The 13928-nt window shown below is 65.7% G+C and carries 12 protein-coding genes; 9 read left to right on the top strand and 3 right to left on the bottom strand.

The features are described 5' to 3' along the window. Window positions 1–173 precede the first annotated feature (173 nt). Complete coding sequence (locus IPI67_01240) at window positions 174–2630, top strand: MMPL family transporter (GenBank protein ID MBK7578803.1); 2457 nt, start codon at window positions 174–176, stop codon at window positions 2628–2630. 26 nt (window positions 2631–2656) lie between these two features. Further along, window positions 2657–4237 (top strand): hypothetical protein, encoded by a 1581-nt coding sequence (locus IPI67_01235; protein MBK7578802.1) that lies wholly within the window; start codon window positions 2657–2659, stop codon window positions 4235–4237. Window positions 4238–4713: 476 nt separating this feature from the next. Here the strand turns inward: IPI67_01235 and IPI67_01230 are convergent, their stop codons facing one another. Further along, on the bottom strand, window positions 4714–4875 hold the full coding sequence (locus IPI67_01230; protein MBK7578801.1) for a hypothetical protein: 162 nt from the start codon (window positions 4873–4875) through the stop codon (window positions 4714–4716). A gap of 315 nt (window positions 4876–5190) precedes the next feature. On the opposite strand from IPI67_01230, the gene IPI67_01225 reads away from it, so the two are divergent. The 3 genes from IPI67_01225 to IPI67_01215 all read left to right on the top strand — a co-directional run bounded on the left by IPI67_01225 (window position 5191) and on the right by IPI67_01215 (window position 7767). Next, window positions 5191–5994: an OmpA family protein gene (locus IPI67_01225; protein ID MBK7578800.1), complete on the top strand. Its 804-nt coding sequence runs from the start codon at window positions 5191–5193 to the stop codon at window positions 5992–5994. An 8-nt stretch (window positions 5995–6002) separates the two neighbouring features. Then, a complete protein-coding gene (locus IPI67_01220) occupies window positions 6003–6920 on the top strand; it encodes a Ppx/GppA family phosphatase (GenBank protein ID MBK7578799.1) in 918 nt (305 codons plus the stop codon). Between the two features lie 340 nt (window positions 6921–7260). Continuing rightward, a complete protein-coding gene (locus IPI67_01215; GenBank protein ID MBK7578798.1) occupies window positions 7261–7767 on the top strand; it encodes a CarD family transcriptional regulator in 507 nt (168 codons plus the stop codon). Window positions 7768–7884: 117 nt separating this feature from the next. Here the strand turns inward: IPI67_01215 and IPI67_01210 are convergent, their stop codons facing one another. Together IPI67_01210 and trpS are read right to left on the bottom strand one after the other, a co-directional pair. Then, the gene (locus IPI67_01210; GenBank protein ID MBK7578797.1) at window positions 7885–8358 is read right to left on the bottom strand and encodes a hypothetical protein; all 474 of its coding nucleotides are present in this window, start codon (window positions 8356–8358) and stop codon (window positions 7885–7887) included. Next, a complete protein-coding gene (gene trpS, locus IPI67_01205; protein ID MBK7578796.1) occupies window positions 8355–9368 on the bottom strand; it encodes a tryptophan--tRNA ligase in 1014 nt (337 codons plus the stop codon). Before trpS ends, IPI67_01210 begins: the two co-directional genes overlap by 4 nt. 123 nt (window positions 9369–9491) lie before the next feature. Between trpS and IPI67_01200 the strand changes: the two genes are divergently transcribed. The 4 genes from IPI67_01200 (at window position 9492) to IPI67_01185 (ending at window position 13928) form a co-directional block, all read left to right on the top strand. After that, window positions 9492–10535 carry a site-specific DNA-methyltransferase gene (locus IPI67_01200; GenBank protein ID MBK7578795.1) on the top strand — a complete coding sequence of 348 codons (1044 nt, stop codon included), beginning with the start codon at window positions 9492–9494 and terminating at the stop codon, window positions 10533–10535. A gap of 553 nt (window positions 10536–11088) precedes the next feature. After that, entirely contained in the window at window positions 11089–12348 is a 1260-nt protein-coding gene (locus tag IPI67_01195) for a metallopeptidase family protein (protein MBK7578794.1), read from the top strand. 34 nt (window positions 12349–12382) lie between these two features. Then, entirely contained in the window at window positions 12383–12889 is a 507-nt protein-coding gene (locus IPI67_01190) for a hypothetical protein (protein MBK7578793.1), read from the top strand. Window positions 12890–12935: 46 nt separating this feature from the next. Beyond that, on the top strand, window positions 12936–13928 hold the full coding sequence (locus tag IPI67_01185) for a peptidyl-prolyl cis-trans isomerase (GenBank protein ID MBK7578792.1): 993 nt from the start codon (window positions 12936–12938) through the stop codon (window positions 13926–13928).

Below are 13928 nucleotides of genomic sequence, written 5' to 3'. Positions count from 1 at the left end.
TGTCGCCGTCGACATGACCTCTGCCCGACGACGGACTAGCCTGGGCCGCCGGGAGGGCCGGGTGGCTGCTCCCAAGGTGAACGCGATCGCATGAGCAATCGGCCGCTCGAACGCTTGCTGGTACGGCTCGGGGCCTTCCAGGTCGCGCGCCCCTCTGGCACATCGTCCTGATCGTGCTGGTGACGCTGATCCCGAGCGGCTGGTTGGCGTCCCGGCTCGAGCTGAAGACCGCCTTCAGCGAGCTCTTGCCGAGCGAGAAGCCGAGCGTGATCGAGCTTGGCCGCGTCAACAAACGCCTGTCGAGCCTCAGCACCCTGACGGTGGTCGCGGAAGGGCAGAATGCCGAGTCTCTGAAACGTTTCGTGGATCTCGTGTCACCGAAGATCCGCGAGCTCGGGCCCGAGTTCGTGGTGGGCGTCGATGACGGGTCCCGCGAGGTCGAAGGCTTTTTCCGCCAGAACAAGTACCTGTACGCGGACCTGAAGGACATTCAGGAGCTGCGCGACGACGTCGTCGCCCGCTACGAGTTCGAGGTCGGCAAACAGGCGGGCAGTGATCTCGGTCTAGACGACGAAGAACCCCCGGCCCTCACCGCCGAGGCAGTCGAGAAGCGCTTCCAGAAGAAGGTCGACGAGGCCAAGAAGTCCAGCAAAGGCGTGGACGGTTATTACATCGGGGAAGCAGGAAAACTCGCGGCAATTCTGGTGCGAACACCCCTCGGGAGCGGCGACCCGAAGGCCTTCGAGCTGCGCAAGAAGATCGAGGACATCGTCGCCGAGCAGCGCACGAACATCGCCGATCCGAGCCTGGCGCTCAACTTCACCGGCAACCTGATCACGAGCGCGGAGCAACATCGGGCGGTCAAAGACGATCTGGCTCACGTCGGCTTCTGGGGTTTGGCCGGCATCCTGAGCGTCACGCTGCTGTTCTTCATGCGGATGCGCACCCTCCTGGCCATGGCGCTCACCATCGGGGTGGGTTGTGTCTGGGCGTTCGGCGCCGCACGCCTCAGTGTGGGTTATCTGAACACCGCGACGGGTTTCCTGGTCAGCATCATCGCGGGCAACGGCATCAACTTCGGCATCATGTACATGGCGCGCTACGTCGAGGCGCGCCGCGACGAAAAGGTGCCGGTGGCCGAGGCGGTCGAGACCGCACATCGCGACACTCACACCGCAACGCTGGCCGCAGCCGGCGCGGCCGGCATTGCCTACGGCTCGCTGGCGATCACCGACTTCAACGGCTTCAAACACTTCGGCATCATCGGCGGCGTCGGCATGGTGCTGTGCTGGACGGCCACGTACCTGTTCCTGCCGGCCTTCCTCGTCCTCAGCGAGCGTTATTCGCCGATGTTCAGCGAGCGCGAGGCCCCCTGGCGCGCAAAAATGAAGGGGTTTTACGGCTATCCCTTCGCTTTTGTGGCCCGCAGCGCCCCGCGCGCCGTCGCCGCTGTCGGCATGCTGCTGGCCGTGGCCGGTGGCGTGCTGACCTACCGGTACTTCGCCGCCGACCCGATGGAGTACGACCTGGCGAACGTGCGCAACGAGCGCACCGCGCGCACCAGCGCCGGCAAACTCTCGGTGCGCGTGGACAAGATCGTCGGGCGCCTCGGGCAGGACGGACGCGCCGTGCTCACCGAACGGCTCGATCAAGTCCAACCGCTGATCACGGAGCTGGAGAAACGCCGAGACGCCTTCCCCGCGGACAACAAACCCTTCGACCGCGTCGTCAGCGTCTACGATCTGCTGCCCAAAGATCAGCCGAAGAAGCTCGCCCTGCTGGACGAGATCGAGGACCGCCTGCAGCGGGCCAGGAAACGCGACATCATCAAGACCGACGATTTCGCCAAGATCCGCGAGCACTTGCCCGAAAAGCGCGCCGCCATCGGCATTGGTGAGCTCCCGGAGCAGATCGTACGGGCCTTCACCGAGCTGAACGGCACCCGCGGCACCATCGTCTACATCGTGCCGACCGAAGGTAAGAGTGTGTATGACGCGCACTACCTGATGCACTTCGCGGACGCCTTCCGGGAGGTCCGCCTGCCGAACGGGGAGGTGATCCGCGGCACAGGCGACCCGGTGATCTTCTCCGACATGTTGATCAACATCGGTGAGGACGCCCCCAAAGCGACGCTGCTGTCGTTCCTGGGCACGTTGCTGGTGATCTTGATCGCGTTTCGGGGAAAACCTGCGGGTTTTGCCACTCTTTCGGCGCTGGCGCTGGGGGTGGTCTGGTTGATCGGATTCCTCGCGCTCCGCCACATCAAGCTGAACTTCCTGAACTTCGTCGCGCTGCCGATCACCATCGGCATCGGCGCAGACTACGCCATCAACGTGATGAAACGCCGGGAGCTCGACCCTGGCGAAGATCTCTATCGCGTGATGCAGCAGACCGGCGGCGCCGTCGTGCTCTGCTCGCTGACCACGCAGCTCGGATATTTCGCGCTGCTCTTGTCCATCAACCGCGCCGTGAAGAGTTTCGGCCTGGCCGCCGCGGCGGGTGAGATCACGACGCTGCTCGCTGCGGTGCTGGTGCTCCCGGCATTCCTGTTCTGGCAGGCAAAACGCAAGCGGGACGCGCAAGCTGCCGGCTCACCCCCGGGCGACACCGCCAAAGAGCCGCCCGCATGACCCAGGCACCAGCCAAACGGAGCTTCATGCCGTCCGTTCTGCCGGGCGGCGATCCCTACAGCGAGCTCCTGGCCAGAACGCGCGGCATGCGGCGCGACCAGCGGGCGCTGCGCGATACGTGGTTCCGGGCTCTGCCCCTGGAGACCAAAGAAGACGTCCTGTTCGAGCTCGAGGTCTTGCTCAAAGCGACCGCGTGTTTCGCCAATCCGCGCAACCATCCCGGCAACCCGCGGCGCGCGCCGGTCGTGGCGCAGGACTTCCGCGAGGCTACGCTGCTCTGCCGCGACGGACTGCAACACGCGCTCGGTCTGGTGCGCCAGCTGCTCGGAACCCGGGACAAAGCCCTGGTTTTCCACCGATACCTCGAGACCGTGCTGCCGGAAGACCGGCTGCGCACGCGGCTCGCAGGTGCCACTGCCGACCAGGCGACCCCGGAGGACAGCCTGGTCGCGCTACGCCACGCCCTCGCCCGCTGGGTCGAGGTGCTCGAGGGGATCTTGCGCGCGCCGCGTGTTCCGTACCGCCTGTACTACGCGGTGCTCTCGACCATCCAACGGGAGATCGCCTCGAGCGCGTTCTTCAACCCGCTCACGGCCCTGGAGTTTCGCCCCGAGTTCGACCGCATTCATTCGAGCCACGTGCTCGACCTGATCCGCGCGGTCCCCGGCGAAGAGGCCCATCGGCTGGTTGCGCTCTCGTTCCTGTCCTTGTTCCGCCTGCTCCGCTACTTGAGGCTCTTGAGCCGCATTGCGTCCGAGCCGGCAGCCCGGCGCCGGCGGCTCGCGGGTCGCGCCTACCTCGTGCTCAGTGTTCTTCGCTCCGATGCTCGCGCCCTCGGAGAACATCTGCGACGACGAGCCGGTGGCCAGCTGGCGCAGGGCTTCGAGCGCGACCTCTTGCGCGTGAACGTGCGCGACCTAGCCGACCGGCGCGACGAGCTTCGAGCCAACGGTCACCGCCTGATCGGCATCAAATCTGCGCTCGAAGGTGTGGCCGGAAGCTTGCGACTCGAGACCCGCCGCGCGTTCCACCACGAGCTGCCACCCATCGGAGCGAACATCGGCGAGAGTGAGCTCCGGGCCGCGCTGCATCGCTCCGCCAACGACCTGCGGCCTGCCCTCAGAAATGCCATTCTTTTCCTGGGAAAAGCCCTGGGGACAAGCCTCGACGAGACTGGCGTGTTCGACGACCATGCGGCGCGACGCGAGACCAGCGAACGGCTTCGCCGCGATGTCTGGATGTTCGCGCAGATCGTCAGGGCGTTCGCCGCCAAGGCGCAACACACCCCCACCGAAGATCGCTGGGCCTTCGTCCACAACTTCCAATACGTGCGCGAGTTCCTGACCTACTTCCGCACGATGGGTTATCCGCTGCTGCGCAGCACCGACTACCCGCGCTTTGATTCGTTCATGCGCGCGATGGAACGCCTGGAAGACACGGACCTCGTGGATCCGGCGCGACTCGAGGCGGCCATCGACGAGTGCGTCGCGTTCCACAGCTTCCTGTTGCAGCTGTTCGACGACATCTCGCGGCGTGACGTGCTGGCGGGTGTGCCCTTCGATCGGCGCGCGACCGCGGGCGCGCTCAAGCTGTACATCAGCGACTGAGCGAGAGGGCGCGGCGGCGCGGACCGCGGAGGTCGCGGTGCGACAGTCGCAGCGCGCGGGTCACCACAAACGAGCAAGCGGGTAGACACGGCGGTTAATCTTACCGCTGCGTCCACCCGCTTGGTCTTAGCCGAAAGAACGTGGGTGCACAGGACGTGAGCCCTCTGCACTCGCTCGATGAGCCTCCAGACACGCATTTCTGTGCGGAACGGAGACGTCCCTTCGGCGGAAGGGTTCGAATCAACTAGGGGTCGATTCGCCGGCCACCGCACGCTGCGGGGCCCTATCCCTCCCTCTCGGTGTGCGGAATGTCACCTGACTGCCGGGTGTCGGAACCGGGGCGTCCGGACATCAGCCCGATCGCCCCCAGCTCCTCGGACGAGTCGGCCACCTCGCGGCTTTCGACTCGCGCCCTGGACCACCCTCGTTGGAGGAGCCCAGGGCCAGGCAGGCATCACTGCCGCACTACCGTCCGCTCACTTCTTCTTCGCCTTCGCCTTGCGCTTCGCCTTGCGCTTGGCCGGCGCCTTGGCAGCGGCCTTCTTCGCCTTGCGCTTCGTGCGGCGCTTCGCGACTTTCGGCGCCTTCTTGGCGGCGGGCTTACGTGCGGACTTGGTACGGGTCTTCTTTGCGGCCATTTCGATGCCTCCTACGAGCCATTGGGATAAAGGCAATGAAGCCCATCCCGAGGTATGTTGCACGACGTATATTGCCACCTATTGTGATGTGTCAACGAAAAAAGTTCAGCTTGCATTTCATGGAACCCAGAAGCGCCCGCGGAAACGCGTGCAACTGCTGCAGACCGCTCAAGCGCGCAGTGCCCTGAACACCCCCGCCGCACACGCCGCGAACCCCGCGAAACTGCGTCGAAAATCACGTCTTGACGCGCGTGCCGCGAGCACGCTACGGCTGTCGCTTCGCGCGCTCCGGCGCCCCTTTCGAGACCCCCCATGATGCGCATCCGAAGCCTGTTCATTTTCCTCGCTCTCACACTGCCCGCACTGCTCGTTGGATGCGGTTACTCACAAGAAGAGTGGGACCAGAAGGTCCGCGAGAACGAGAGCCTCCGCAATCAGCTCGCCGCGCAGCGGCAGGCGCACAAGAAGTGCGAGGCGGACTACGCCGACTCGATGCACGAGATCGAAGATCTCAAGAAGAAGCTGAAGGAACGCGGGATCAACATCGACAATCTCAGCGCAAAGCTGGACGAAGAGCGCAAGGCTCTCGAGGAGTATCGCCGGCGTGCGGAGCAGCTCGACCAGATCCGCAAGCGCTTCGAGCTGCTGCGCAGCAAGCTCCAGAAGCTGACCCAGCTGGGTCTGAAGGTCGCCGTCCGCGACAACCGCATGGTGATTCAGCTGCCGGGCGACGTCTTGTTCGACTCGGGCCGGGACCGCCTGAAGAAAGAAGGCGAGGACATCCTGAAGCAGGTCGCTGACGTCGTGAAGAACGATTCAGACCTGAAGAACCGCGAGTTTCAGGTCGCCGGACACACCGACGCCAAGCCCCTCAAGGGTGGCGAGTTCAAGGACAACTGGGGACTTTCGGCCATGCGTGCACGGTCGGTGCTCATCTTCCTGACCAGCGCCGGCTCGGGCGGCCTGGAAGCGAAGAACTGGAGCGCCGCGGGTTACGCGGAGACCGATCCCGTCGCTGACAACGACTCCGACGACGGGCGCGCCAAGAACCGGCGCGTCGAGCTGGTCGTGCTGCCGAACGTCGAAGAGATGCTCAATTTGGGCAGCTTGGCGCAGTAAAATCACAGATGCCGCGCGCGGCCGCCGTCGACATCGGCACCAACACCGTGCTCGTCACGGTGGCGGAAGCGGATGGCGGCCCGCTCAGACCGCTCATCGAGTGTGCGCAGATCACCCGCCTGGGCGAGGGCGTCGATGGCGCGCGCGAGCTCTCGCCGCAGGCGATCGACCGGACCATCGCCTGCCTGGAAGACTTCGCGCGACTGATCGCCGTCCAGGGCGTCGACTTCGTCGACGTGGTGGGCACGAGCGCGTTGCGCGACGTGCGCTCGGCCGAGAGCTTTCTCGAACGCGCCGAGCGAGCGCTGGGCGTCCGCCCGAGGATCGTGTCCGGTGAGGAAGAGGCCGAGCTCACCTTCTTGGGCTCGGTGAGCGGGCTGGATGTCCGCGGCAACGTCCTGGTGTTCGACGTCGGCGGCGGCAGCACCGAGCTCGTTCAGGGGGCGGTCAACGGGCGTTCCTGCGTGACCGCCGCACGCAGCATCGACATCGGGAGTGTGCGGCTCTTCGAGCGCTACGCGGATGGTGATCCGCCGTCGGCGCGCGCCTTGGCAACGGCCCGGCAGTCCCTTCGCGCTGCGCTCTCGAACGTGGTGCCGCCGGCGGCGGATGTCACGGTCGTCGGCGTTGCCGGAACCGTCACCACGCTCGCCGCGCTGCAGCTCGGCTTGGATCATCAAACTCCAGGTTCGACGCACGGCAGAACGCTGACCCGAACTGCCATCGACGCGCTGGCGGAGCGCTTGGCGTGCATGCCGCTCTCAAGGCGAATCCGCGACGCCCACATCGAGGCGGGTCGGGCAGACGTGATCCCGTTCGGAGCCGTGATCGTCAGCGAGCTCTGCCGCTGGAGCGGTGCGGCGGAGCTGACTGTCTCGGACCGCGGGGTGCGCTGGGGCTTGCTCCAGCGGCGTCTGGGCCCCTGATGGGAATTATTCCGCCGTTTCGTTGGCTTGCTGGGCCAGGGGGTATAGATCCAAGCTTGGCGCCTGCCCTTGGTCAAAGATGGTTCATAATAAGTTGACAGAATAGCTCTCTCTGATTAGAGTGCCGCGCCTGGCGACCCCTACCTTCCGGTTGCCGTCGGTCGCCCGAAGCATTGGAATGAATCACTTATCCGCCCCGTTCGTTACACACCCTTAGGGGTCGTTACGCGCGAACGGACTCGGGTGACAGGCTTACGTATTTGTTCAGCGTCCCAACGCATAGCGTCTGGGGCGCCAACGGTCGTCTCACAGCGAGCGACCCTTCCCTCAAGGAGATCACATGTCCGCACGTTCCGAAGTTGAGTTCAAGGTCGGCGACAAAGCCGTCTATCCGGCGCAGGGCGTCGCGGAAGTCATCAGTATCGACGAGAAAGACATCGCGGGGTCGCGGCAGCGGTTCTACGTGCTGCGCATTCTCGACACCGATCGGAAGATCATGGTGCCGGTGAGCAATGCCAACGCGGTCGGCCTTCGGCAGGTCATCAGCGAGCAGGAGATCCGCGAGATCTTCGACATCCTGAAGGAGCGCACCATCGGCTTCGACACACAAACGTGGAACCGCCGTTACCGCGGCTTCATGGACAAGATCAAGACTGGCTCGATCTACGACGTCGCAGAGGTGCTGCGCGATCTCTACCGCCTCAAGGCCAACAAACAACTCTCCTTCGGTGAGCGCCGCATGCTGGATACCGCACGCACGCTGATCGTGAAGGAGATCGCCATCGCGCGGGCTCAGACCGAAGAGCAGGTTCGGACGGAGATCGAAGCAATCTTCTTCTCGAACTGATTTCTGACGACCTCGAAGCGGGACGTGCCGGGCAAAGCCTGGGCGTCCCGCGCGAGTTTTGTGCGCGGGCTTCTGGCAGCCCCGTCGATGCCACCGAATCGCGGCACTGGCGCGTCCTCAGATACCGGCGTCTTCCCGCACCTGAATCGGGGGTACCGGCGGCATCTCCAGCACGACGCGCCAACCGCCGTCCTCGCGCACACACTTCAGCTGCTCACGCTGGGTGTCCGCTGCCTCTCCGGTCACGGTGACGACCGCCCAATCGCCCTGCACCTCGGCGGTGTAGTGGCGGGGAGTGAAGCGCAGCGAGAAGCGTGACGGGACGAGCATCTCTTCCGGCGCAACCTTGCGCCCGGACAGCGCGCTCGCCCGCTTTGCGCGCTCGGACAGGTTCTGTTTGCCATCCGCCCACACCAGCTCGTAGGCCGCGCGCGCCGATTTCGGGTTGCCGTGTACGCGCTGCATGCGCTCCACGAACTCCTGCACGACCTTCTCCGGCAGCGCGTCCGCCGCCTCGCGCTCACAGCCACCCAGGCAGACCACCGCGACCGCGACCCCGGCTGCCGTCAGGAGGGAGCGACGGCTGCTCACGGCTTTGGCGCCCGGGCGAACATGCCCATCGCGTCCCGAACGTCCGACATCGTCCGCTCTGCGATGCCGCGCGCGTGCGCTGCGCCGGCCGCGAGCGCGTCAGTCACGCGTTTGCTTTCACTCCTGAGCTCGGCAGCGCGCGCCCGGATGGGTGCCAGCTCGGCGTTCAAGGTCTCGGTCAGGCGTCGTTTGCACTCGCCGCACCCGAGCGCGCCGGAGCGACAGTCGGTGTCGATGCTCTTCACGTCATCGGCGGGGGTGAGCGCGGAGTGCAGCGTGAAGATGTTGCACAGCTCCGGCCGCCCTGGATCTCCCAGTTGCAGCTTCAGCTCGTCGGTGAAGGCGCGTTTCAGCTTCTTCTCGACGACCTTTGGCTCGTCGAAGAGATCGATGGTGTTGCCCAGCGATTTGCTCATCTTGCGCTTGCCGTCCAGACCCATCACCCGCGGGGTCGGAGTGAGCAGGGGTTTGGGTTCGGGAAACACGTCGCCGAAGCGCGCGTTGAACTTGCGGCAGATCTCCCGCGACAGCTCCAGGTGTTGCACCTGATCGTTGCCGACCGGCACGACCGTCGCGCGATACAGCAAGATGTCCGCAGCCATCAGGACCGGGTAGGTGAAGAGCCCGGCGTTCACGTTCTGTTTGTACTGATCGCTCTTCTCTTTGAACTGGGTCATGCGGTGGAGATCACCCATCGGCGTGACGGTCGAGAGGTACCAGGCAAGCTCCATGTGCTGCGGCACCTCGCTCTGCACGAAGACCGCACAGCGATCGGGATCGAGCCCAGCCGCCAGGTAAGAGAGCGCAGTGCCGAAAGTCCGCTCCGGCATCTCCTTCGGGTCGTACTCGACGGTTGCCGCATGTGCGTCCACGACGCAGAAGAGCGAGTCGTACGCACCTTCATTGCTGAGCTTCACCCAGTTGCGCAGAGCACCCAGGTAGTTGCCGATGTGAAGCTCACCGCTGCCGGTGGGCTGCATGCCCGAAAAGATGCGCGGAGTGGCGGTCATGGCCGAGGTTTTCGTCAGGTAGCCTCCCATGTTCGGGCCGGCAAGCGAGGCGTGTGGTGAGGCGGGCAAAAGCCTCCGAATTTGGCCCTGAGCACACCACCCTCGCTACGATTTCACGACAGAATGCCCGCCGCACCTCGCAGCATCCGACTCGACTGGCAGGGCAGGAGCGCGCCCAGACCTGGGGTTCCCGCACGGCTCGAGGCGGCGCGCGGGGGTCACCCGAGCTGCATGCTGATTCACGGAGACAACCTGGCCGCCATGCGGGCGCTCCACGCGCGCTCCGGCGCGGCGTTCTCTCTGGTCTACCTGGACCCTCCGTTTCTCACGGGGCGGCAGCACACTCAGGTCGATCGGCATCGCGATCCGCACACCGGCAACGTCGTTCGACTCCTGCGCCCGGCGTTCGACGACCGCTGGGATGGCCTGCATCACTATTTGACCGAGCTCGGTGAACGACTCGAGGCAGCGCGCGCGCTGCTCGAGCCCAAAGGTTGTTTGGTCCTCCACGTCGATCCGAAGACCAGCCACTACGCCAAGGTGATGGCCGACGAGATCTTCGGCCCGGAGTGCTTCGCCAGCGAGATCGTGTGGCGGTATCGGCGCTGGCCCGCCAAGACCAAGAACTTTCAGCGCGTTCACGACGTGCTGCTCCGGTACGTGAAGGACTCGACCGCCGTCCCGACGTTCAAGCAGCTGTACGAACCGCTGGCGGCCTCGACGCGTGAGACCTGGGGCGACAAGAAACAAAGGGCGGTGCTCGGCGCAAATGGCCGTCGAGTGCGCTCGAGCAGCACCGAGGAAACCAGCCTCGGTACTCCCATGGGCGACGTTTGGGAGATCGGGATCGTGGCGCCGATTGCGCGAGAGCGAACTGGCTACCCCACGCAGAAACCCGAGGCCTTGCTGGAGCGATTGATCGAGGCGTGCACAGCTCCGGATGACCTGGTGCTCGATCCCTACGCGGGGAGCGGCACCACACTGGCGGTGGCTGCGCGACTCGGACGCCGAGTTGTGGGCATGGACGTCGGCAGCGAGGCGATTCGTGTCGCTCGCAAGCGGCTGAAGGCGCAGGGGTTGCGGCCGTTCGAGGAGCGCGTGGTGCTCGATACGCCCGGACCGGCCAAGGCCCGAGCTCTCCGGCGACCCAGCGCGCTGACGGGTTGAGCGCCGGCCGATGGCCGGGCCGGGTCGGACGAATGCTGCCGACAGCCTCGCGCAACAAACCGGACGCGCCTGGAGCGCCGAACAGGTTGAACTTCGTTTGTTTTCCGGGACTTGCAAGGTGTTCGGCGCTCGCGCGCGGGGCGCGCACGGCCGAAGGCCGGGGGTTTGGGGCGCAGCCCCAACGTAAAGGCCCTAGAACACGAGCAGCGCAAGCTGATCGGTGTTCTGGAGCGCCGAACAGGTTGAACTTCGTTTGTTTTCCGGGACTTGCAAGGTGTTCGGCGCTCGCGCGCGGGGCGCGCACGGCCGAAGGCCGGGGGTTTGGGGCGCAGCCCCAACGTAAAGGCCCTAGAACACGAGCAGCGCAAGCTGATCGGTGTTCTGGAGCGCCGAACAGGTTGAACTTCGTTTGTTTTCCGGGACTTGCAAGGTGTTCGGCGCTCGCGCGCGGGGCGCGCACGGCCGAAGGCCGGGGGTTTGGGGCGCAGCCCCAACGTAAAGGTCCTAGAACACGAGCAGCGCAAGCTGATCGGTGTTCTAGGATGCGTTGGCGGTGAGCGGTGAGCGATTTCATCTGCCGAGCGGAGTGAGCGTCGAGCTCGACGTCGGAAGCCAGGTCGAGCTCGACGGTCCGTTCGGACCCGAGCTCGACAAACTCCGTCTGCGCTTGCGGTCGGCGGACGGCTCACACCTGCCAATCGAGCGGCTGCCTCTGGCAGATTTCCAGGTTTTTCGTGGGATTTTGCGCCGTATTGGGCGCGTGCCGGAGCGCGAGCTCGAGCTCGTGTGCAGCAACTGCCGAGCAGCGTGGCACACGCTCCCGTCTTCCAGCTTGGAGCTCGGTCCGTTCGTGGACGGCGAGCTGTGCGACCCCGAGCTCGACCGGGCCTTCGATTTCGATCGCGAGTATTCGATCCCGGCGGTTCGCGCCGATGCCGTGGCCGCGGAGTGCTCCGTCCGCTTGGCTCCACGCAGCGTAAGCGAAGCCGCGCCGCTGCACCGGTCGCTCGCCGAGGGGCGAGCTCAGCGCGTGACGTCGAACGTCGTGCGCGGTCTGGGCATCGCGGCGCTCGACGGAGAGACCGACCCGAAGAAGATCGCTCGTTTGCTCAGGGCCGCACCCGTGGCTGCGTATGACGCGGTCGTGGCTCTGTTCGAAGATGCACACTACCCGCCGCGCTTGGACGTACCGCACGTGTGCCCGGGGTGTGGCATGTCGGAGTGGCTGTCGATCCCAATGTCACGGGAGCTCAGCCTCGAGCCGGCGCTCGGCGAGCCGGCGACGGTCGGCGACGCTGGGGCGGCGTTCATGAGCATCGACGAGTTCGAGGCACTGGTCGCGGAGGAGGCAGCTCGCCTCTACGCCGAGCTGCGCGTCCGTGAGATCGATCTCGCTGTGCTCGAAGGCCCGGCCGAGGTCGACGACGGTGGTGAGCCGCTGCTCGGCTCGTACCAACCCCCAGAGCCCGAAGCGTTGATCCCCCGTCCGGCCGAAATTCGGCTGTTTTATCGGACTTTTGCCAACATCGCCGGGGAGGAGGGACCGTACGACGTGCGCGCCGAGGTCAACGAGACCCTGCGTCACGAGCTCGAACACCACTTCGGACACCTCGCTGGCGACGATCCGCTCGACGACGAGGAGCGGGCCGAGATCCATCGTGAGCACAGCCGGCGTGTGGGACGGCGCGAGGTCGAGCGGCGGGCGGCGCGCGTCTTCTGGACCGAGGCGCGCCGCTTCTTCGCGCGCACGTGGTGGGTATGGGTGATCGCTTTCGCGGCCACCGTGCTGGTTGCCCTCGCCGAGTCCCGATAGCGCCGAACACCAGAGCTTTGCTACGCTGGGCGCCGTGGCGAAAAGAGCCGAGCCTCCCACCCCCGCGAACAAGCGGGGAAGCCCAGAAGCCATCGCGAAGAGGCGCTCGGCGCGCGCGTTCAACGATCTGCTGGACCCGAGCGGTGCTTCACGTCTCGACGGGCGGACCGAACAGCGCCGAAGGCGTCTGTTGCTGGAGCTGGAGTCAGGGAAAGCACGCGGCTCCGGGCGAGCGCTGAAGCCCGTCGACGTCCTCTCACACATCACCGAGCTCCTGGCGCTCGGTGAGACCATGGCCAACCTCAAGCGCGTGTGCCGACCGCGGCCTGCACCCGCACCGGACTCGAGATTGTTCGAGCTGCTCGGCCGGTTGCACCGGGCGTACGGTTTCCCGAAGGAGGCCTACGCCTTCTTGGGGATCTCGGAGGACGTGCTGCGGCGAGCGGGGGTTACCGGTGCGCGTCCCGGAAAACGCGGCGCAACATCGGAAGCGGAGGCCCCTGCGCCGCCGCCAACTCGGCGCCGGCGGGCCGAAAGCTGAGCGCGAGCTTGCCCGCGCCCGGGCGCTCCCTTAGAAAAGCCGGTGCATGCGCCGCCTCGTCGCCCTGGGTATTGCTCTCGCCGCCAGCACGGCGTTCGCCCAGCCAGCCTCGGCTCCTGAGGCGGGGTCCGAGGTGGTGCTCACGGTCGGAGAGTCCACCATGACGGTGGCGGACATCGACCGGCGCCTCGCCAGCGTGCCGTATTTCCAGCTCGCCAACTTCGGGAAGAAGCCGAACGAAATCCGGAAAGCGTTCATCGAGAAGGTGCTCGTCCCCGAGTTGCTCTACGTCGAGGAGGCAAAACGCCGCAAGCTGGACCAGGTGCCCGCGACCCGCGACCGGATCCGCGACGCGCTCAGGCAGGCCATCGAGGGCGAAATCAAGAACGCCTCGAACAGCGTCAGCTCGGACGAGATCAAGGCCTACTACGACGAGAATCGTCACCGCTTCAACACACCCAGGCGTATGAAGCTCTGGCGCATCTTGGTGCGCGACGAAGCCCAAGCCAAGAAGATCATCAGCGACGTCAACGCCAACCACGTCGACTCGACGACCAGCTGGAGCAAACACGCGCGAGAGGCGTCGGTCGACAAGTCGACCAACATGCGCGATGGAGACCTCGGCTTCGTCATGCCCGACGGCCAGACTGAGATGCCGCAACTGCGGGTCGATCCGGCGCTGTTCGCAGCAGCGGAGAAGGCCAAGGACGGCGAACTCGTTGGCGAGCCGGTCAAAGAGGGGGACAACTGGGCCGTGCTGTGGCGGCGCGGCAGCCTCGAGGCCGTCAACCGAACGCTGGCCCAGGAAGCGCCGTCTATCCGCCAGATCCTCGCGCGGCAAAAGGTGTCGACCGAGGTCGCCGACCTGGCGAAGAAGCTGCAGGCGGAGCAGGTCAAGAACGTGAACGCGGAGCTGCTGAGCTACGTCGTGGTCGACCCGTCGGGCGATGTCGGCGCGCGGCAGAAACCCGGCGTAGTCCCGCGACATCGCGCGCGTATGCCCGGCGCACCGCATCGTGACGAACGCGGGCTGCGCTGA

The organism is Myxococcales bacterium, from assembly GCA_016706225.1.
Lineage (GTDB): Bacteria > Myxococcota_A > Polyangia > Polyangiales > Polyangiaceae > JADJKB01.
Note: the sequence above shows the minus strand (reverse complement) of the source record. Positions and strands in the feature narration are given on the sequence as shown.